At 60.8% G+C, this 18,873-nt stretch carries 20 protein-coding genes and 1 pseudogene; 9 read left to right on the forward strand and 12 right to left on the reverse strand.

The window, feature by feature from the left end:
• Positions 1-6: 6 nt before the first annotated feature.
• Genes FFR93_RS26025 through FFR93_RS26045 form a run of 5 tightly spaced genes read right to left on the reverse strand, consistent with a single transcriptional unit; the run spans position 7 to position 3,801 of the window.
• Positions 7-831, reverse strand: a complete 825-nt coding sequence (locus tag FFR93_RS26025) for a transporter substrate-binding domain-containing protein (protein WP_082930497.1) — start codon at positions 829-831, stop codon at positions 7-9.
• Positions 832-874: 43 nt separating this feature from the next.
• The gene (locus FFR93_RS26030) at positions 875-1,525 is read right to left on the reverse strand and encodes an amino acid ABC transporter permease (RefSeq protein ID WP_138395283.1); all 651 of its coding nucleotides are present in this window, start codon (positions 1,523-1,525) and stop codon (positions 875-877) included.
• A gap of 9 nt (positions 1,526-1,534) precedes the next feature.
• Positions 1,535-2,203 carry an amino acid ABC transporter permease gene (locus FFR93_RS26035; protein WP_064705111.1) on the reverse strand — a complete coding sequence of 223 codons (669 nt, stop codon included), beginning with the start codon at positions 2,201-2,203 and terminating at the stop codon, positions 1,535-1,537.
• A gap of 48 nt (positions 2,204-2,251) precedes the next feature.
• Positions 2,252-3,067: a sugar phosphate isomerase/epimerase gene (locus FFR93_RS26040; RefSeq protein WP_138395284.1), complete on the reverse strand. Its 816-nt coding sequence runs from the start codon at positions 3,065-3,067 to the stop codon at positions 2,252-2,254.
• Positions 3,067-3,801 carry a GntR family transcriptional regulator gene (locus FFR93_RS26045; RefSeq protein ID WP_138395285.1) on the reverse strand — a complete coding sequence of 245 codons (735 nt, stop codon included), beginning with the start codon at positions 3,799-3,801 and terminating at the stop codon, positions 3,067-3,069. The genes FFR93_RS26040 and FFR93_RS26045 overlap by 1 nt, the downstream gene beginning before the upstream one ends.
• Before the next feature lie 251 nt (positions 3,802-4,052).
• Here FFR93_RS26045 and FFR93_RS26050 point away from each other — a divergent pair, with 251 nt between their 5' ends.
• From FFR93_RS26050 to FFR93_RS26065, 4 genes are read left to right on the forward strand one after another with little or no spacing between them, the layout of a single operon-like run.
• Positions 4,053-4,946: an intradiol ring-cleavage dioxygenase gene (locus FFR93_RS26050; protein WP_138395286.1), complete on the forward strand. Its 894-nt coding sequence runs from the start codon at positions 4,053-4,055 to the stop codon at positions 4,944-4,946.
• Between the two features lie 21 nt (positions 4,947-4,967).
• Positions 4,968-5,750, forward strand: a complete 783-nt coding sequence (hpaH, locus tag FFR93_RS26055; RefSeq protein ID WP_138395287.1) for a 2-oxo-hept-4-ene-1,7-dioate hydratase — start codon at positions 4,968-4,970, stop codon at positions 5,748-5,750.
• A gap of 7 nt (positions 5,751-5,757) precedes the next feature.
• Entirely contained in the window at positions 5,758-6,522 is a 765-nt protein-coding gene (gene hpaI, locus FFR93_RS26060; protein WP_064705116.1) for a 4-hydroxy-2-oxoheptanedioate aldolase, read from the forward strand.
• A gap of 13 nt (positions 6,523-6,535) precedes the next feature.
• Positions 6,536-7,252, forward strand: a complete 717-nt coding sequence (locus tag FFR93_RS26065; RefSeq protein ID WP_138395288.1) for a transporter substrate-binding domain-containing protein — start codon at positions 6,536-6,538, stop codon at positions 7,250-7,252.
• Between the two features lie 260 nt (positions 7,253-7,512).
• Here the strand turns inward: FFR93_RS26065 and FFR93_RS26070 are convergent, their stop codons facing one another.
• The gene (locus FFR93_RS26070; RefSeq protein WP_138395289.1) at positions 7,513-8,703 is read right to left on the reverse strand and encodes a hypothetical protein; all 1,191 of its coding nucleotides are present in this window, start codon (positions 8,701-8,703) and stop codon (positions 7,513-7,515) included.
• Positions 8,704-8,867: 164 nt separating this feature from the next.
• On the opposite strand from FFR93_RS26070, the gene FFR93_RS26075 reads away from it, so the two are divergent.
• The 5 genes and pseudogenes from FFR93_RS26075 to FFR93_RS26095 all read left to right on the forward strand — a co-directional run bounded on the left by FFR93_RS26075 (position 8,868) and on the right by FFR93_RS26095 (position 12,770).
• On the forward strand, positions 8,868-9,098 hold the full coding sequence (locus FFR93_RS26075; protein ID WP_064705119.1) for a hypothetical protein: 231 nt from the start codon (positions 8,868-8,870) through the stop codon (positions 9,096-9,098).
• Between the two features lie 171 nt (positions 9,099-9,269).
• Complete coding sequence (grxD, locus tag FFR93_RS26080) at positions 9,270-9,605, forward strand: Grx4 family monothiol glutaredoxin (RefSeq protein WP_011425564.1); 336 nt, start codon at positions 9,270-9,272, stop codon at positions 9,603-9,605.
• Between the two features lie 137 nt (positions 9,606-9,742).
• A complete protein-coding gene (locus FFR93_RS26085) occupies positions 9,743-10,948 on the forward strand; it encodes a multidrug effflux MFS transporter (protein ID WP_064705120.1) in 1,206 nt (401 codons plus the stop codon).
• 35 nt (positions 10,949-10,983) lie between these two features.
• Entirely contained in the window at positions 10,984-12,261 is a 1,278-nt protein-coding gene (locus tag FFR93_RS26090) for a multidrug effflux MFS transporter (protein WP_064712629.1), read from the forward strand.
• Between the two features lie 35 nt (positions 12,262-12,296).
• A pseudogene (locus FFR93_RS26095) lies at positions 12,297-12,770 on the forward strand (GNAT family N-acetyltransferase).
• 59 nt (positions 12,771-12,829) lie between these two features.
• Here the strand turns inward: FFR93_RS26095 and FFR93_RS26100 are convergent.
• The 6 genes from FFR93_RS26100 to FFR93_RS26125 all read right to left on the reverse strand — a co-directional run bounded on the left by FFR93_RS26100 (position 12,830) and on the right by FFR93_RS26125 (position 18,842).
• Entirely contained in the window at positions 12,830-13,654 is an 825-nt protein-coding gene (locus tag FFR93_RS26100; RefSeq protein WP_138395290.1) for an inositol monophosphatase family protein, read from the reverse strand.
• Positions 13,655-13,687: 33 nt separating this feature from the next.
• Positions 13,688-14,515 (reverse strand): inositol monophosphatase, encoded by an 828-nt coding sequence (locus FFR93_RS26105; protein WP_138395291.1) that lies wholly within the window; start codon positions 14,513-14,515, stop codon positions 13,688-13,690.
• A 49-nt stretch (positions 14,516-14,564) separates the two neighbouring features.
• Positions 14,565-15,428 carry a tRNA 2-thiocytidine(32) synthetase TtcA gene (ttcA, locus tag FFR93_RS26110; RefSeq protein WP_138395292.1) on the reverse strand — a complete coding sequence of 288 codons (864 nt, stop codon included), beginning with the start codon at positions 15,426-15,428 and terminating at the stop codon, positions 14,565-14,567.
• A 57-nt stretch (positions 15,429-15,485) separates the two neighbouring features.
• Complete coding sequence (locus tag FFR93_RS26115; RefSeq protein ID WP_138395293.1) at positions 15,486-16,415, reverse strand: glutaminase; 930 nt, start codon at positions 16,413-16,415, stop codon at positions 15,486-15,488.
• Positions 16,416-16,487: 72 nt separating this feature from the next.
• Complete coding sequence (gene rpsD, locus FFR93_RS26120) at positions 16,488-17,105, reverse strand: 30S ribosomal protein S4 (RefSeq protein ID WP_064705126.1); 618 nt, start codon at positions 17,103-17,105, stop codon at positions 16,488-16,490.
• A gap of 225 nt (positions 17,106-17,330) precedes the next feature.
• The gene (locus FFR93_RS26125) at positions 17,331-18,842 is read right to left on the reverse strand and encodes an ATP-binding protein (protein ID WP_138395294.1); all 1,512 of its coding nucleotides are present in this window, start codon (positions 18,840-18,842) and stop codon (positions 17,331-17,333) included.
• Positions 18,843-18,873: the final 31 nt, after the last annotated feature.

Below are 18,873 nucleotides of genomic sequence, written 5' to 3' on the forward strand. Positions count from 1 at the left end.
TCTGCTTTACTTGACGGTGAACGGGATGTTGGGGATGGATTCCGGGAACGTCGGCAGGTCGATGTTCATCCACTTCTTGGTGATGGCTGCAAGTTCGCCGTTACCCTTGATCTTGTCGAGGAAGGCATTGACGGCCTCGTTCCAGTCCTTCTCGCCCAGTCGCGTTCCGACGCCATTGTAAGTCGTCAGGAAGTCGATCTTGCGCTCGTAGGTACCCGCGCTGGCTGCATCGAGCCGCTGTCCGTAGAACATGTTGCCTCCGATGGCCTTGACCTGTCCGGAGACCAGCGCCTGAATGGTTGAAGCGTCGTCGTCGAAGCGGCGGACGGTCGCCGTAGATCCCACGGCGTCGGTAACGGCCTTGTCCTGCGAGCTGGACTTCGGCACGCCGATTTCCCACCCGGCAACATCGGCAGGAGTCTTTGCGGTGTCGGCCTTTGCCGCATAAAGCGAGATCGTGTTCGCCGCGTATGGCTTGCTGTACTGGATCGATTTGGCGCGCTCTTCCGTCATTGCCATCGTGGCGAACAAGATATCGACCTTGCCGGTGGTCAAGGCCGGAATGCGGTTGGCGACGGCGAGCGGCTGGAACTGGACCTTGACTCCGAGTTCCCTAGCGAACAGTGTCGCGACATCGGCGTCGAATCCGTCCTGCTTGCCGCTCGTGTTGACGAAGCCCCATGGCGCGTTGTCACCCTGAATGCCGACGACGATGGTGCCCTTGGCCTTGATCTCCTCGACGGTCGCCGCGGAAGCCGCAGCGGCGCTTACAGTGGCGAAGGCGGCCGTAGCCAGGGCCATTCCAAGAAATTGTCTGCGATTGCTATACATTCCATTCTCCTCCTCTGTGGTCATTGCTTCGGGTGAAGCAAGGTTAGCGGGCAGCTTTTGCCATCCGTTTTTCGAGGCCGCTCCCGATGTGGGAGAGAGGCCAACAAATGATGAAGTAGACCATTCCGACGATCCCAAAGACGAGCAGTGGGCGGTAGGTCTGGTTCGAAATGATCTGTCCGGCACGGGTCAGCTCGATAAAGCCGACGATTGCTGCGAGCGATGTGCCCTTGATGAGCTGAACGAGAAATCCGATGGTCGCAGGCATCGAAATCTTCAGCGCCTGCGGCAGGACAACGTCCTTCATTCGGGAGATGTAATGCAGCCCGAGTGCGTTCGCGGCTTCGGTCTGGCCCTTCGGAACGGCTTCGATCGAGCCGCGCCAGATCTCCCCCAGGAAGGCGCTTGCATGGAGGGTGAACGCGATGGCCACAGCGATCCATGCATTGACGTCGACGCCCATTAGCGCGACGCCGTAGTAGACGACGAAGAGCTGCATCAGGAGCGGCGTGCCCTGGAAGAGCGCGATGTAGCCCGACGATAAGAAACGTGCGAAGCGGTTCTTCGACGTGCGCACCAGAGCGATCAGAACTCCAAATACGCCTCCGCCGACGAAGCCGATGATGGCCAGCAGCACAGTCCATTTCAGACCCTGCAAGAGGAAGAACAGCTCGTTTTCACCGATGGGACCCATGAACGCCTCCTATCGGGTCGGGTAGTTGAAGTAGGAACGGGAGATAAGGGCGAAGATGCCCATCATCAGGCTCGAGATGACCAGGTAGATTGCGGTCACGCTGAAATAGACCTCGAAGCTTCGGAAAGTGTCGGATTCGATCCGCTGCGCCGCCGAGGTCAGCTCGTAGGCGGCGATCGAAGTGCAGACCGAAGTCGTCAAGGTCAACATCACGAACTGGCTGGTCAGGGACGGATAGATCGCCCGGAGAGCTGGCTTTAGAACAATCAGCCGGAACACATCGGTCTTATGCAAGCCCAATGCAAAGCCTGCCTCGACCTGCCCCTTGCTCACGCTTTCCACACCGCCTCGAATGATCTCAATCGCATAGGCGCCCCCATTGATCCCCAGCGCGATAATGGCGGTAGCGGTAGGGTTCAGACGGATTCCCATGAGCGGAAGCGCGAAGTAGATGAAGAAAATCTGCACCAGGAACGGTGTGTTTCGAACAATCTCGACGAAGGCAATCACCGGAGCTCGGACGAGCTTGTTCTTGGACGTTCTTGCAGCGACGCCGAGAATACCGATCGCGAGCGCAAGGATCATTCCGGTGACCGCGAGACCGAGCGTCCCAAGCGAACCCCAAAACAATTCCGGGGCGCGGTCGAAGACCGCACCAAAATCGAACGTATAACCCATGTGTTGACTTCCTCCCTCCGACGCGGCTCACGCCTCGCCGGCGCCGGATCAGCGATCCGGCCCGAATAATCCTTCTGCCTTGTCGTACAGATGTTTTAAATGCGTCTCAGGCGGGGCGGACCCTGCGAGTGGGACTTCCACCGAGATCGCCGCGGAGCTATCGACCGCTGCGACGACTTCCTTCAACGGCAATTCGCCCTCTCCCGGCGCGAAACGCCCGCCTCGAGCTTCAGCGATCATCTCCTCTGGTGTCACCGGCGCCGGTCCAGCGACATCGCACAACTGAACGTGCTTCACCCAGCCAATCTCGGTTTTCAGCGAGGCGAGCGTGCCGCCATTCCTGAAGAAATGTACTCCGTCGACGAGGACGCCGGCATTGCGGGCACCACTCGCCTTCACAAGGCCGACGCTGTCCTGGAAGGTCTTAATCACCCGCCAACCCATGTTCTCGATGTCGACAGCTAAGCCGTAACGGCCCGCGAGGCCGCAGAATTCCGAAAAGTTTGATACCAATCTGGCGTGATCTGGATCGTCTCCGCAGACACTCAGCCGGCGTGCTCCGATGTGCGCAGCCGCGGCGACGGTGGCCTCCACCGACGACGCGTCGAACGAGGGATCGATTACGAAGAACTCGATGTCGAAAACCTCGACACCTTCGCCGGCAAGCACCGATTTCAGCTCGCCCGCAGCCGAACCACCGAGCTCGTAGTAAGGCGCACCAGGGAACGCCGGATTCAGCCTGAGCCCGATCCTGGAGAACCCTGCGCGGGCGGCGGCCTTCGCAAATTCCACGGGAGGCAGCGATATCGATGAGAAATGCGCAACGCCAATCAGAGGCGCCGATGTCGATGTTACGGCGGCCATCACGCGATCCCCTTCGTCGCGAGATGGTTGCGAAGATTGGTGCCGGTGCGATGGATGTGCTGGCGGAGCTTTTCGCAGGCATACTCGACATCACGCGCGACCGCGCCTTGGGCAATCTCGCTGTGCTCCTGCCCGACGTTGCGATCCCCCGACGTACGGATCAGGAAGACACGGCGATATCGGTCGTTGAGATTGAGCAGAAGACTGCAGAAGTGAAGCAGAAGAGGTTTGCCGCAGCCGGAGATCAGGGTGAGATGGAATTCGCGGTGAAGCGTTTCCCAGTGCTCCAGCGTTTCGGGACGAGCGGCGTCGCGCTCCGTGCGATTTAGACGATGAAGCGCACGCATGATGTTGCCCTCCCATTCGACGTCGCCAAGACGCATGGATTCACGCAGCGCGAAAACCTCGAGTTCCTCACGCAGGCTAGTGACCTCTTCGAGATTAGCCAGCGAGATCGGCGCGACGCGATAGCCTCTGTTGTCCTGAAACTCGACCAGGCCGTCTGAAATGAGCCTGGCCAGGCCCTCCCGCAACGGGCTCAGACTGACATTGAAAGTCTTCCGCGCCTTGTCGAGATTGATCTTGCTGCCCGCTTCCAGATCACCGGAGATGATCGCCTCCCGAAGGCGCGATGCGAGCTGGCTGCCGATGGTGTTCTTGCCATCGTCGAGGAAGCCGGCTGACGGCCCGTCTTCTGTCAACGGCCCGAGAAAGCTGTCGTCGGCCGAGTCCATCCTTCCTCCCAAAGCAACTGCCAAAGTTTCGATTATCGATATGATAAACGATTATTGATGTCAACTTGAATGCGTCACAAACCACCAAACGGCTGCGCCTACGCCCGGTAAAGACGTATATAGCGTTATATTTCAACCATTTAATCAAAATCGACCACGCCTCCTCTTCCGCCAGTAGCATTCATCGCTCGTCGCCCGGTTGACAAATAATCGATTATTCTGATAGTCGAACCTCATTGGGAGGTAGCCTTATGGCAATCAGAACCGAAAGCGAGTTGACGCCCGCCGTTCTCGCCGTGATGAACCGCACCGAAGATCCACGGCTCCGGGAAATACTCGTTGCAATGGTGAAGCATCTTCACGCATTCGTGCGGGAAGTCAGGCTGTCGGAAGTCGAGTTTCGCGAAGCGACGGCCATCCTCAACGAAATTGGCCAGCTGCAGACTGACAGCCACAACGAGTTCGTGCTCATGGCCGGATCACTTGGGGTATCGTCGCTCGTCTGCCTGCTCAACAACGGCGACAGTGGACAGACCGAGACTTCGCAGTCGCTGCTCGGGCCATTCTGGCGCCTCAACTCTCCGCGCGTCGAAAACGGCGGAACCATCATCCGCTCGGAAACGCCCGGAACGCCCTTGTTCGTCCATGCGAAGGTGGTTGATCGCGGAGGCAAACCCATCGCAGGCGCCGAAATAGACGTATGGCATGCCTCTCCTGTCGGCCTTTACGAGAACCAGGACCCGGACCAGGCGGAAATGAACCTGCGCGGCAAGTTCACTACGGACGACAAGGGTCGCTTCTGGTTCAGAACGGTCAAGATGGTGGGCTATCCCATCCCTGTCGACGGAGTCGTAGGTCGGCTTCTGCAAGCGCAACGCCGCCACCCCTACCGACCTGCTCATCTGCACGCGCTGATCTTCAAAGAGGGATACAAAACCCTGATCTCCCAGGTCTTCGACCCGAGCGATCCGAACATTGATTCCGATGTGCAGTTCGGCGTAACCGCGGCTTTGACAGGCGACTTTGTCCGTCATGACGAGCCGCACCCATCCGACACGGACGTTACTGGCCCGTGGTTCTCGCTCGACTACACCTACGTCATGGAGCCGGGCGAGGCCATCCTGCCGCGCCCTCCGATCAAGTAACGAAACCAGCAGAGCAAAATCATGATTACGGACAAGGAACGCCAGGCGGCCGCCGACGCGCTGCTGAAGGCAGAAACCGAACGCAGGCCCATCGTCCAGCCGAGCCGGACATATCCGAATTTGGAACTTGAAGACGCATACAAGATCCAAGCGCTCTGGGCGCAGGCGCGGATTGCAAAGGGTGCGCGGATCGCGGGTCATAAGATCGGACTGACATCGCGGGCGATGCAGATGGCCTCGAAAATGACGGAACCCGACTACGGCGTCATTCTCGACGATGCACTCTATAATGATGGGGCGCAGATCAGGGCGGATCTCTTTATCAAGCCTCGCCTCGAAGTCGAACTTGCCTTCGTGATGGGTGAGGATCTCGAGGGTCCGGGCACTCGGATCTACGACGTCATGCGCGCGACTGAATTTGTCGTTCCGGCGCTTGAGATCATCGACTACCGAACCGAGGTACCCAGAGCGATCACCGACACGATCGCCGACAACGCCGCTTTCGGAGCGATGGTCGTGGGTGGTCGTATCATCCGGCCGATGGATATCGACATCCGCTGGGTCGGCGCGACGCTTTCGAAAAACGGCATCATCGAGGAATCGGGTGTTTCCGCAGCCATCATGGGACATCCGGCCGCGGGGATCGCCTGGCTCGTGAACAAGCTCCACGCCGTCGGAGGCGGCTTGAAGAAGGGCCAGATCGTGCTTGCCGGCTCGTTTACTCGCCCGGTGGACATCGCCAAGGGCGACGTCATTCAAGCCGACTATGGCTCCGTCGGCTCCATCGGCGTCTCGTTCGTGTGAGGCGCCGATGGAACTCCCCGTCAATCACTTCAAGCGGAAACTGAGAGCCGGTCAAAGCCAGATCGGTCTCTGGTGCGGCCTTCCCGGAAGCTACGCCGCAGAAATCGTCGCGCCGTCGGGCTTCGACTGGGTGCTGTTCGATACCGAGCACTCTCCAGGCGACGTCCTCACCGTCCTGCCGCAATTGCAGGCGGTCGCGCCTTATGACGTTTCCCCCGTCGTACGCCCGGCCTTCAACGATCCCGTCCTGATCAAGCGCTTTTTGGACATCGGCGTCCAGACGCTCCTCGTTCCCTATGTGCAGAACGAAGAGGAAGCGAAGGCAGCGGTCGCCGCCATCCGGTATCCGCCGCAGGGCGTTCGCGGGGTCTCCGCCCTGACGCGCGCCACCCGCTTCGGGCGCGTTCCGAACTACGCACGGATTGCTGAACAGGAGATCTGCCTGCTTCTGCAGATTGAGACCCGTGAGGCGCTCGGTCGACTGGAGGCCATCGCAGGGGTCGAAGGCGTTGACGGCGTCTTCATCGGCCCCGCCGATCTGGCGGCTAGCTTCGGTCATCCCGGCCAACCGGGGCATCCCGACGTGATCGCGGCGATCGAAGACGCCATCGCACGCCTGAAAAGTCTTGGAAAGCCCGCAGGCATCCTCACGCCGGACGAGACGTTCGCAGCCCGCTGCATTTCGCTCGGGACGTTGTTCACCGCCGTTGGCGTTGACGTCGCCCTCCTTGCGAGAGGATCGGAGGCGCTCGCAGCTCGGTTTTCATCTTAGGGAGTTCGCGCCGATGTCGACGCGGAAGAAAATTCTGTCCGAGATAGCACCGGCGGGCGTAATCCGGGCCGCCGTCAATATGTCGAATGCAGCGTTGGTGCGGTGGGACGATCAGGCGGGCGCCTTGGTCGGTCCAAGCGCTCGGATCAGTCACAAAATTGCCGGGCAACTGGATTGCGGCCTGTCGCTGATCCAGTACGGCTCCGCCGCCGATATCCTCGCCGCTGCGGATCGCGGCGAGTGGGACATTGCTTTCATTGCTTCGGATCCATCGAGAGTCGACCGGTTCTCCTTTTCACCCCCCTATATGTCCGTCAAAGCGACCTATTTGGTGGCCGAGGCTTCGGCTTTCCGGACGGTCGGAGACCTCGACATCGAGAGCGTGCAGATCGCCTCCGCAAGAAGTGCCGCCTATACGAAGCAGCTCGAACGTATCCTTGAAAAAGCCACCATCTCCTATACTGACAGCCCGGCAGCTGCCATCGATCTCCTTGCCGGGTCGCAATGCGACGCCGCTGCTGGATTGACCGAATTCCTCGCTCACACTTCGGAGCGAATTTCCGGCTTCCGACTAGTGGAGGGAGCGTTCTCCGAAATTCCCCAGACGATCGCCGTGCACCGAAGATCCATTCATGCGTCGGCATTCTTTGCGGATTTCGTACGCCGTCTGAACGGAACTGCTGCGGGAGACCGTGAGGCGGCCGGCGGCGGCGAAGAGAATCTCCCGTGACGGCGGCGTGCGGAAATGTGTCGCGCTTGATCCCGCGCTCGCCCAGCGAGCCAAACTCCGCAATATCTACAATAATCAAGATGATCACGGCGAGTATTTTAACTAGTCAAAACTGCGCACGAGCTGAAGGCTTCTCGATGCCGCACTCGCCCCATTTTCGAGCGCCGTAAAGAAACGTCCTCGGCTGTGGGGCGCGAGCTGACCTTGGCGGGATCAGAACGGCAACATCTTGACCAGCCAACGCCGACGGAACCCGGCTCTCAAGCCGGCAGCTTGTCGTGCTCCGGATAGGCAAAGACCGAAGCCGGCATCGGTCCCGACGTCATCAGCGTGAAATCGAAGGGTGCCTTGAGATCGGGGCCAAGCACATATTGCCGGTGGACCCGCAGTTGGTCCTTGCGGATCTTCCGGTAGTGCGCGCCCGTTAGCATCTGCTTGACGCGGATCAGAAGGATCTTCGCTGCAGGCGCGTCTGCATGGCCCGAGACGGCAACGACCGGCACCTTGTAGAAATTGATCGAATCCGTCAGGCATTGCACGTCGAGCCAGGAGATCTCCGGACAGCGGGCGATCAGGCCGACGCGGGCGCGAAGCAGCGTTGCCGATGACAGCAGGGCGCATTGCAGAATGGCGCTGCCGAGTGTGGCAAACACAACGCGCCTGCCCTTGAAAATCTCCGGCTCCCTTTCAAGCAGTATGCCGATGATATGGGCGGCGACGCTCGAACCCATGCTGTGCGATGAAATTACGTACTCGTCAGCTTCCTCGGCGAACGCCTTGCGCACAGCAGTCGCCCGCTCTTCCAGCCATTCGTTGATGTCGGCTCGATCCATACGGCCGAGCGCCACCGCCATCTCCCAATCGGCAAAGAGATGCAGCGTATGAAAACGTTCGGAAAACGGCAGGAATGCGAAAATGAAGAAGCAGAGCGCCAGTGGCCCGCTCCAGAGCACGTGCCAAGCGGAGAAGCCGACACTATAGGGCAGGATAGCAATCTCAGTCGTCAGCATGATTGCCAACGCCGTCAGCAGGAACGGAAAGAGGAAGAACAGACCGAAACGCCATGCATGCCTGAAATACCTCCGCATGCCACCTTCCAGCATGATTTGGGCGCAGCTTCGAAAGCCTGCAATGATCCGGCCCAGCGTATTGCGGCAACTCAGCCGGCGCACGAGCACGTCATGATCAACCATGTGGATCCGGCTCTTAGTCCGCCAGCCGGCGGAACTGGTCTCCGCCGCAGGCGCCGTTTCGCGCGCTTCCCAGCTGCCCGTCGTGACCTCGAAGCTGATGGGGTCGTCTCCCGCCTCCGGCGGGCCGGTTTCGATCGAGTAGCCCCAGACGGCAGCACTCTGTCTGGCAGAGCGTTCGTATCGCGCCCTATGGGCAAGGCCGTCGAGCGGCTCGAAGCCTGGGAAATGCAGGACGACCCGCTTCTTGATCAGTTTCATTGCGCTGTTCCGCCCAGCCAAAGGCCGGCCTGTTGCTGCGATCCGGCTGCTGGTCGCTGACATCGGCGAAAAAGCAGGCATGGGTTTCGAAGCCGCCTTGCTAACCGAACTCTTCTGGAATTCAATAGCAGCCACGTTGTTTTCGCAGCGCATGGAGGGGTTTTGTGGCGGATCTTGTCAAAGAATTGATTTCAGGCGTCGTCGACAGTGTGCTGAAGGAAATTCTGAAGAAAACCATCGGCCGCGCCACCACGAAACGCAGGCGGCGCAAGGCGCGCCCCGCCGCGACGACGACTGCTCCTCGGAAGGTGGTCACACCCAAGCGCAAGCCGGCCCGCAAGCAGGTCAGCAAGCGCCGCACCGCCGCCGGCCGCAGCCGCCAGCGTCGCGTCTGAGGGAAACGGCAAAACCTGCGACCGTAACGCGGCAGCAACAATCCCGAAGTGGTCTGACCGCATTGGTCTTTTTTTGGTTTGAGCGGCTGGAATTCCTGCTGTCGCATGCTATCTAAGGAAAACGATTGAAACGGCGGGCCTTTAACTCGCCTGTTGAAAGGATCAGATCCCATGAGCGGCATTCACGAATTCATCGACAACGAAATCAAGAGCAATGACGTCGTCCTCTTCATGAAGGGCACGCCGCAGTTTCCGCAGTGCGGGTTCTCCGGCCAGGTCGTGCAGATTCTCGATTACATCGGCGTCGACTATAAGGGCATTAATGTGCTCGCCGATTCGGAAATCCGCCAGGGCATCAAGGACTATTCCAACTGGCCGACTATCCCGCAGCTTTACATAAAGGGCGAGTTCATCGGCGGTTGCGACATCGTCCGGGAAATGTTCCAGGCCGGTGAACTGCAACAGCATCTCCAGGAAAACGGCGTCACCGTTCGCGGCGCCGCCTGACCGGTCACCGGACGTTCGCCCGGTTTCCAAATCTATTTCTCGAGTCCGAGGCGCTGTGGTGAGCAGCGCCTTGGCCTGTTTATGGGAATTTCATTGTGACAGATTCATCACAAGCCGTGTCCGCGGGCCGCCTGCCCATGGGCAAGCGTGAGTTCATCGTGCTTGCCGCCTTCCTGATGGCCATCAACTCGCTTGCCATCGACATCATGCTCCCGGCCCTGCAGCAGATCGGCGCGAGCCTCGGCGTCGAGAGTGAGAACCACCGGCAGTTCGTCGTCTCCTCCTATCTGCTCGGCTTCGGCAGCGCCCAGCTTTTCTACGGACCGCTCTCCGACCGTTTCGGCCGCCGCACGCCGCTGCTGATCGGCCTCGTCGTCTATATCGTGTCCGCCATCGGAATCGTTTTCGTTCCCTCCTTCGCCGGCTTGCTTGTGCTGCGCTTCGTCCAGGGCGTCGGCTCGGCCGCCACCCGCGTCATCACCATCTCCATCGTTCGCGATATCTATGGTGGCCGGCAGATGGCTGAGGTCATGTCGCTGATCATGATGGTCTTCATGATCGTACCGGTGATTGCGCCGGGCGCCGGCCAGGTGGTGATGTTCTTCGGCAACTGGCACCTGATCTTCCTCTTCATCGCCACGATGGCGACTGCGATCGCCGTCTGGGCCTATCTGCGCCTGCCGGAAACCCTGCATCCCGCCAATGTCAGGCCCTTCACCGCCCGCTCGATCTTCGGTGCCTTCAAGCTGGTGCTGACCAATCGCGTGGCGCTCTGTTACACCATCGCCAGCACCTTCATCTTCGGCGCGCTGTTCGGGTTCATCAATTCCGCCCAGCAAATCTATGTCGGCATCTACGGCCTCGGCGTCTATTTCCCAGTCGCCTTCGCCGGCGTGGCGATCTTCATGTCGCTGTCGTCCTTCTTCAATTCCCGTTTTGTCGGCAAGCTCGGCATGCGCCGCCTGTCACACGCCTCGCTCCTCGGCTTCATCGCCATCAATACCATCTGGCTGGCCGTCCAGATGGCAAGTTCAGAGCCGATGCCGTTTGCGCTGTTCATCTCCTTCTTCGGGCTTGCCATGTTCCAGTTCGGCTGGATCGGCTCGAACTTCAATTCGCTTGCCATGGAGCCGCTGGGACACGTCGCCGGCACCGCCTCCTCCGTTCTCGGCTTCATGAGCACGGTCGGCGGCGCCCTTATCGGCGCCGGCATCGGCCAGGCTTTCGACGGCACTGCACTGCCGATGGTCGCCGGTTATTTCATCGTCTCGATCATCGGCCTTATCTTCGTGCTGATCGCCGAGAAGGGCCGGCTCTTCCATCAGCACAATCCGGCCATTTGAACGGCCGGTTCCTTTCGCATCCAGGATTTCACCGCATGACGCCGCATAAACCGCACCAGGAAAACCAGGGGTCCCGCCGCATCGGCATGGGCTTCGGCGAATTCGTCATCACCATCGCCATCATGACCGCCAGCATTGCCATGGCAATCGACAGCATGCTGCCGGCGTTGCCCAATATCGGACATTCCCTCGGCGTCACCAACACCAACGACGCCCAGCTCATCATCGGCGTGTTCTTCCTCGGCTTCGGCGTCTCGCAGATATTCTTCGGCAGCCTTTCCGACACGTTCGGCCGCCGCAATATCCTGCTCGGCGGCCTTGCCTGCTATGTGGTCGCGATGTTTGCCGCTGCCGCAACCGGGAGCTTCGAAATGCTTCTCCTCATGCGTTTCGTCCAGGGCGTGGGTGGCGCCGCCGTGCGCATCACCACCATGGCCATCGTTCGCGACTGCTTCGGCGGTCGCGAAATGGCCCGCGTCATGTCCTATGTCATGATCGTCTTCATGATCGTGCCGATCGTCGCCCCGTCGGTGGGCCAGCTCATCATCCTCTATGCCGACTGGCACTGGATCTTCATCCTGCTCGGCATCGTCGCCAGCATCCTGTTCGTTTGGGCTCTTCTGCGGTTGAAGGAATCGCTGCCTCCCGAAGAACGCCTGCCGCTGTCGGTCGGCTCTGTTGCGGACGGATTCAAGACCGTGCTCACCAACCGCATCACTTGCGGCTACATGATCGGTTTGACCATGTTCACCGGCGTTATCAGCGCCTATGTGATTTCGGTGCAGCAGGTTTTCGGCGAGGTCTATGGCTTAGGCGACTGGCTGCCGATCGCGTTTGCGGCCACCGCCGGCGGCATTGCCGTCGCCAATTTTGCCAACGGCTTCTTCGTCCGCAGATTTGGTATGCGCCGCATCTCGCACGCCGCGCTGCTGGTCTTCACGGCGCTGTCGGCGCTCGGCTTCGTCATCGCCTTGGCCGGCAAGCCGGATTTCACCGTCGCCTACAGTATCTTCACCATCGTCCTGATGATGTTTGCGGTGATTGCCACCAATTTCACCGCCATCAGCCTCGAGCCGATGGGCAATCTCGCCGGTACGGCGACCGCTATTACCGGCTTCGTCTCGACGACCTTTGGCGCCATCCTCGGCGGGCTGGTGGGCCAGATGTTCAACGGCACCGTGCAGCCACTCTTCGGCGGCTTCGCGCTGTTCGGCCTGCTGACGATCGCAGCCACGCTGTGGGCTGAGAACGGCAAGCTCTTCACCCATCCCGGCGACAGTCCGCAACTCGATCCGGGCGCCGCCCATTTCTGAGCCAGTTGCGCCGGATCGATCGAAGGTATTCCCGGATGGACGAGCGGATTGTGATCAGGCCTTATGCGCCAGGTGACGTTGATGCGACGATCGAGATTTTTCTGCGCGCCATCCGGGAGGTCTCGTCGCACGACTATTCCGCGGCCCAGATCGAGGCTTGGGCGAGAGTTCGAGGATCGCGCTCTATGGGCGGAAAGAAGGATAAGCAGGCCTGGATGGATCGCGGAGATCGACGGACAGCCCGTCGGGTTTTCGGACCTGACCGGCGACGGGTGTCTCGACATATGTTCGTGCACCCAGACTTTCAAGGGATCGGCGTGGCAACCCGCCTATTGCGCAGAGCCGAGAAGGAGGCTCTCAGGCTGGGGTTCAGGCGAGTTTACACCGAGGCAAGCATAACCGCCCGCCCGTTTTTCGAAAGCAAAGGATTTCGAGTGATGACCGGCCAAATTGTTGAGAAGCGCGGCCAGAGCCTGGAAAACTTCCTGATGGAAAAGTTCTACGCCTGATCTTGCAAGAGCCTGCCGCAAACCAACATTCGCCACCGGCCTTTGAGACAGTCGGCTTGTCAGAGGGTCAACACCTCACGCCGCAGCACGTCCCACGATGCCTTGTCGGGCGCAATCAACAGTCCGCCGTCGAGATGCTGCGGCAAGTAGGACGAGCCGTCGAAGCGGGCGGCATAGGCGCCGGCCTCCTGCGAGATCAGCGTTCCGGCAAGATGATCCCAAGGCATCAGTTTGTTGTACATCAGGTAATGTACGTGCCCGCCGGCAAGGGTGCGGTATTCGTGAGCGGCACAGCGGTAGTTGGTGAGGAAACGCACCTTGGCGAGATTGCCAAGGACCTCGGCGCGCTTCTCCCGCGGCAGGTAGCCGGTCGAAGCCATACCGACCATCTGGTCGAGCGCGACAGGCTCGGCTGCGCGCAGTCGCTGCGCCTCGCCATCCGGCCTGCGCAGCCAGGCGCCGCCGCCCTTCTCCGCCATCACCCAGTCGTCGCCCATCGGGTCGTAGATGATGCCTGCAATGGTTTTGCCGCCTGATATGACCGAAGCCATGACGCCGAAGGCCGGAATGCCGGCGGCGAAGTTGAACGTTCCGTCGACCGGATCGACCACGATCGCGAGATCGGCATCGGCAAGCCTGCCAAGCAACGTCGGCTCGGCCGCGACAGACTCTTCTCCGAGAAACAGCGCGTCCGGCCAGAGCCGCTGGGCTTCCGCCTTGATCATCCGCTCGGCCTGCTCGTCGGCCTCGGTGACAAGATCGGTCGCCTCGCTCTTGGCGCGCACATCATCCCGGCCAAGCCGGCGGAAGCGGGGCAGGACCTCGGCCTTAGCCGCGCGGCGCAAGAGATCCGCAAGAATGGTCACGTCAACGGTTGTTGTCATATCAAATCCTATCACTTCGGCTAAAACCTCAACTCAGATGCCGACGATCTCGCGCCGAATCAGCTGCCAGCTTTCCTTATCAGGCGCAGAGATAATGCCGCCGGTCGTCTCGCCTGGACGATAGGGCGTGCCATCGAATTTCGCCGTGTGGCCGCCCGCCTCCTGGTGCGCAAGCACGCCGGCCAGGTGGTCCCAGGGCATCAGCTTCGCATGACCGATGAAATGCATCTTGCCTGACGCGACCATCCAATATTCATAGGCCGAGCAGTTGAAGGCGAAGGTCATCCGCGCCTTCGCCATGTTGGCGCAGATCCGTGAGCGATCGGGCTCTTCCATATGGGCCCACGACATGCCGCCGACCATCTGGTTCATGGCGGCGGGCTCAGCCACCTTGAGCCTGCTCGATTGTCCCTCCCGGCGTGTCAGAAAGGCACCCGCCCCCTTGATCGCCGTCACCGTGTCGCCAAGCGCGGGATCGTGAATGATGCCGGCAACGGTCTCGCCCCGGACGGTAACCGCAAGCATCGTTCCGAAAACGGGCAGTCCGGCGGCGAAATTGAACGTACCGTCGACAGGATCGATGACGAAGGCAAGCTCTGCGTCGGCAAGCGCCCGCACCACCGACTTGTCGGCGTCATAGGCTTCTTCGCCGACGACGAGTGCTGAGGGAAAGCGCTGTTTCAGCGCGGCGGTGATCCGGTGTTCGGCCAGCAGATCCGCCTGCGTCACCAGATCGGTCGCCGAGGTTTTTTCCAAAACATCCGTATCGCCGAGGTTGCGGAACCGCGGCATGATTTCCGCACGCGCTGCCTCCTTTACGCATTCGTCGAGAAAGAGAATATCCTGATCTGAAATGGTCATGCGAATTGCTGTCCTTCATGCAAAAGAGCCAGCCTGCTTAGCCGGCCTTTCATAAAGGATCGGTGACACCAAGGCTGGAAAAGTCGAAGAGTTTCGGATCGAGCAGATGCGACGGGTTCACATGCGAAAGCGCCCGCAGCATCGTGTCCTTGCGTCCAGGCATGCGCCGCTCAATGTCGGCGAGCATGTCCTTCATTGCATTGCGCTGCAGCCCGTCCTGCGAGCCGCAGAGATCGCAGGGGATGATCGGGAACTGCATGGCGGCCGCGAACCTGGCAAGATCATCCTCGGCGGCATAGGCGAGCGGCCGAAGCACCATCAGGTCGCCCTCGTCATTCAGAAGCTTTGCCGGCATCGAGGCAAGCCGCCCGCCGTGAAAGAAATTCATGAAGAAGGTTTCGAGAATATCTTCGCGGTGGTGGCCGAGCACGAGTGCGTCGCAGCCCTCCTCCCGCGCGATGCGATAGAGATTGCCGCGCCGCAGCCGCGAACAGAGCGAGCAATAGGTGGCGCCTTCGGGCACCTTTTCCTTCACGATCGAATAGGTGTCGCGATATTCGATTCGATGCCGGACGCCGATCCTTGTCAGATAATCCGGCAGCACATGCTTCGGAAAATTCGGCTGTCCTTGGTCGAGATTGCAGGCGATGAGCTCGACGGGCAGCAGCCCGCGCCATTTGAGGTCGAGCAGCAGCGCCAGCAGACTGTAGGAATCCTTGCCGCCGGAGAGGCCGACCAGCCAGCGCTTCTGTCCCTTCAGCATGTCGAAATCGTCGAAAGCCTGACGTACTTGCCTGAGCAGGCGCTTGCGCAGCTTGTTGAAGGACACCGAACGTGGTGCATCGGCAAAGAGCGCAAGACCAACGCCGTCGTCCGCTTCGAGCTCATCCGCGATATTAGCTGCGATATTCATTGCTTGTCCTATCGAAGGTGAACTTGCCATAGCAGAAAGCGGCCTGGCAACACAGCCTCAATCGCCGAAAACCGACCAGCCGGTGCGGGCCGCAAGCATCTCGAGCGCCACGGCGCCAAGCTGCGAATTGCCGACCTTGTTCAACCCCGGCGACCACACGGCGATAGAGGCAATGCCGGGCGCCACCGCGAAGATGCCGCCGCCGACGCCGCTCTTGCCCGGCAAGCCCACGTGATAGGCAAAGTCGCCCGAGCCGTCATAATGGCCGCAGGTCAGCATCAGCGCATTGATGCGCCGCGCGCGCTTCGGCGAGACCACGGAGTGGCCGGTCATCGGATTGCTGCCGCGCGCCGCCAGGAACAGCCCGGCCCGGGCCAGCTGTTCGCAGCTCATCGACAGGGCGCATTGGTGGAAATAGACGCCGAGTACGTGCTCCACGGGATGGTCGAGATTGCGATAGGCGCGCATGAAATTGGCAAGCGCGACATTGCGGTATCCCGTCTGCGTCTCGGAACGCGCCACCTTGTCGTCGATGGTGATCGCCTCGTCATCGGCGAGATAACGCACGAAACGCAGCAGCTCGCCGATCGCCTCGCGTGGCGCATGGCCGGCCATGACGACGTCGGTGACGGCGATCGCGCCGGCATTGATGAAGGGATTGCGGGGAATGCCGCTCTCATGTTCGAGCTGCACGATCGAATTGAAGGCCGATCCCGATGGTTCGCGCCCGACGCGCTTCCAGAGGCCCTCACCGACCTTCCCGAGCGCCAAGGTCAGCATGAAGACTTTGGATATGCTCTGGATCGAAAAGGCGATATCGGCATCGCCGACGCGATGGACCTGGCCGTCGACGGTGACGATCGCCATGCCGAATTGCCGCGGATCCACCTTGGCAAGCTCTGGAATATAGTCGGCGACCTTGCCCTCGCCGATGCGCGGCAGGATATCGCTGTAGATACTGTCGAGGGTCGCCTGCAAGTCCGCCATCGCTTCTCTCCGGATAACAAAAAAGCCGCCCGAAAGAGCGGCTTTTCCATATGCGAAAACGCCTGGGTTTTCTTAACGCGAATAGAATTCGACGACCAGATGCGGTTCCATGACAACCGGGAACGGAACGTCGCTGAGCGTCGGAACGCGTGCGTAGGTGGCGACCATCTTGTTGTGATCGACTTCGATATAGTCGGGAACGTCGCGCTCGGCGAGGCTCACCGCTTCCAGAACGGTCACCAGCTGCTTCGACTTTTCGCGAACTTCGATAACGTCGCCGGCCTTGCAGCGGTAGGAACCGATGTTGACACGAACGCCGTTGACCGTCACGTGGCCATGGTTGACGAACTGACGGGCTGCCCATACGGTCGGGACGAACTTTGCGCGATAGACGATCGCGTCGAGACGCGATTCCAGCAGGCCGATCAGGTTTTCGGAGGTGTCGCCCTTGCGGCGGGCGGCTTCTGCGAAGATCGCGCGGAACTGCTTCTCGCGCAGGTCACCGTAGTAACCCTTTAGCTTCTGCTTGGCGCGCAGCTGCACACCGAAGTCCGACAGCTTGCCCTTGCGGCGCTGGCCGTGCTGGCCCGGGCCGTATTCGCGGCGGTTCACCGGGGACTTCGGACGACCCCAGATGTTTTCGCCCATACGGCGGTCAATTTTGTACTTGGACGATTCGCGCTTGCTCATCGTATTTCCTTTCAAAGGTTTATGGCGGCTTGTTGCCAAACCGCGCGAAGGAAACACGCCCTCCTCTGACCTCTTCCGAGGCCTGACAGGATGTTCCGGTTACGCGAACAGAAACGATCCACGGGACATGTCAAATGAAACACCGGACATTGCTGCCCGGTGCTTGGCGCGGTCTTTAGAGGCCCGTCATGAAAATGTCAACTGCGCCAAAGCCCGAAAACGCGACTATTCCGCAGCCAACGGCTGGTCACCCGTGTCGGGCGCGTTCGCGTCGCCAGGCGCCGTTTGGCAATTCATGTCGGGGAACGCCACAATGCGCTTGCCGGAGAAATCCGTGTGCACGACGACGATCCCCTGTTCCTCGAAATAACCGAGCAGCCGTCGGGCGCGCCGCGCCGAATGCGTGCCGTATGCACGTGCGATACGCGCGTCGGACGGGCACGCTTCGCCGCAGACGGCGGCCTTGGCAAGCATCAGGAAGACACCCTGCAAATCGTCGGTGACGCCTGCCGACAGCGACAGTGCCGTCGCCCACTCATCGCTCGCAGCTGTTGCCACATCGACGCCGGAGCGTGAGATCGCCACGCGCCGGCGGAAATCCGGCAGCGCGATCGGCGGACCCGGCACGCGGCGCATGCGCAGCCGGACGAGAAAGTCTTGATAGAGCACGGAATCGGTGCGGAAGGCGGATGCGGGATCGTCGAGTATTTCGGCAAGCACACCGGCAAGCCGCTCCTCCCGCTCCTCAGCAGAGATCTCAACCTGACTTGCCCTCGCCTCCACCGGCGCTGGCGATGCGGCCTGCGTCGAGCGCGAGAGTTCGGCCAAGATATCGGTCGTCGGCCGCGGCGCCGGCGGCGCGCGGCGCACGGGCGGGCGCTGGAACTCCTCCGGGTCGGGCGTGAAGATCAGGTCTTCGACATCCTGCGGCGCGTCCGGCAGCGGCATCAGCTTCGGGCTGGAGGAGCGCGCCGAAGTCTCCACCGCGCCGATCTGGATCGGCAGCGGCCGGCGCGACAAGGCCGGCCCGAGAGCGACGAAATTGCCGCGCTTCAGATCCCGGAACATTTCGGCCTGGCGCCGGTCCATGCCGAGCAGGTCGGCGGCGCGTGCCATATCGATATCGAGGAAGGTGCGGCCCATCAGGAAGTTCGAGGCTTCCGCCGCGACGTTCTTGGCGAGCTTGGCGAGCCGCTGCGTTGCGATCACCCCGGCAAGCCCACGCTTGCGGCCGCGGCACATCAGGTTGGTCATCGCGCCCAGCGACATCTTGCGCGCATCTTCCGAGACGTCTCCGCCGACCGACGGCGCAAACATCTGCGCCTCGTCGACGACGACCAGGACCGGGTACCAGTATTCGCGGTCGGCTTCGAACATGCCGTTGAGGAAGGCAGCGGCAGCGCGCATCTGCTGCTCGATATCAAGGCCCTCGAGCGTCAGCACGCAAGACACGCGATGCTGGCGAATGCGGTTGGCGATGCCTGCCAGTTCCACCTCGGTGCGCTCGCCGTCAACGACGACATGACCGAACCTGTCGCTAAGGGTGACGAAATCACCCTCGGGATCGATGATGACCTGTTGCACCCATTGGGCGGATTGCTCGAGCAGGCGGCGCAGGAGATGCGATTTGCCGGAGCCTGAATTGCCTTGCACGAGCAGACGGGTCGCCAGCAGCTCCTCGATATCGAGCGTCGCCGGGCTGCCGGACGCCAATCCCATATCGATGCCAACCTGCAATGCTGATCCTCGCGGCGAAGAGACTCACACG

The sequence above is a fragment of the Rhizobium sp. MHM7A genome (assembly GCF_005862215.1).
In the GTDB taxonomy this organism is placed as follows: Bacteria; Pseudomonadota; Alphaproteobacteria; order Rhizobiales; family Rhizobiaceae; genus Rhizobium; species Rhizobium bangladeshense.

Coding starts and splice junctions, on each gene's coding strand:
- FFR93_RS26025 (WP_082930497.1), bottom strand. CDS start 831: ATGTATAGCAATCGCAGACAATTTCTTGGAATGGCCCTGGCTACGGCC.
- FFR93_RS26030 (WP_138395283.1), bottom strand. CDS start 1,525: ATGGGTCCCATCGGTGAAAACGAGCTGTTCTTCCTCTTGCAGGGTCTG.
- FFR93_RS26035 (WP_064705111.1), bottom strand. CDS start 2,203: ATGGGTTATACGTTCGATTTTGGTGCGGTCTTCGACCGCGCCCCGGAA.
- FFR93_RS26040 (WP_138395284.1), bottom strand. CDS start 3,067: ATGGCCGCCGTAACATCGACATCGGCGCCTCTGATTGGCGTTGCGCAT.
- FFR93_RS26045 (WP_138395285.1), bottom strand. CDS start 3,801: ATGGACTCGGCCGACGACAGCTTTCTCGGGCCGTTGACAGAAGACGGG.
- FFR93_RS26050 (WP_138395286.1), top strand. CDS start 4,053: ATGGCAATCAGAACCGAAAGCGAGTTGACGCCCGCCGTTCTCGCCGTG.
- hpaH (WP_138395287.1), top strand. CDS start 4,968: ATGATTACGGACAAGGAACGCCAGGCGGCCGCCGACGCGCTGCTGAAG.
- hpaI (WP_064705116.1), top strand. CDS start 5,758: ATGGAACTCCCCGTCAATCACTTCAAGCGGAAACTGAGAGCCGGTCAA.
- FFR93_RS26065 (WP_138395288.1), top strand. CDS start 6,536: ATGTCGACGCGGAAGAAAATTCTGTCCGAGATAGCACCGGCGGGCGTA.
- FFR93_RS26070 (WP_138395289.1), bottom strand. CDS start 8,703: ATGAAACTGATCAAGAAGCGGGTCGTCCTGCATTTCCCAGGCTTCGAG.
- grxD (WP_011425564.1), top strand. CDS start 9,270: ATGAGCGGCATTCACGAATTCATCGACAACGAAATCAAGAGCAATGAC.
- FFR93_RS26085 (WP_064705120.1), top strand. CDS start 9,743: ATGGGCAAGCGTGAGTTCATCGTGCTTGCCGCCTTCCTGATGGCCATC.
- FFR93_RS26090 (WP_064712629.1), top strand. CDS start 10,984: ATGACGCCGCATAAACCGCACCAGGAAAACCAGGGGTCCCGCCGCATC.
- FFR93_RS26100 (WP_138395290.1), bottom strand. CDS start 13,654: ATGACAACAACCGTTGACGTGACCATTCTTGCGGATCTCTTGCGCCGC.
- FFR93_RS26105 (WP_138395291.1), bottom strand. CDS start 14,515: ATGACCATTTCAGATCAGGATATTCTCTTTCTCGACGAATGCGTAAAG.
- ttcA (WP_138395292.1), bottom strand. CDS start 15,428: ATGAATATCGCAGCTAATATCGCGGATGAGCTCGAAGCGGACGACGGC.
- FFR93_RS26115 (WP_138395293.1), bottom strand. CDS start 16,415: ATGGCGGACTTGCAGGCGACCCTCGACAGTATCTACAGCGATATCCTG.
- rpsD (WP_064705126.1), bottom strand. CDS start 17,105: ATGAGCAAGCGCGAATCGTCCAAGTACAAAATTGACCGCCGTATGGGC.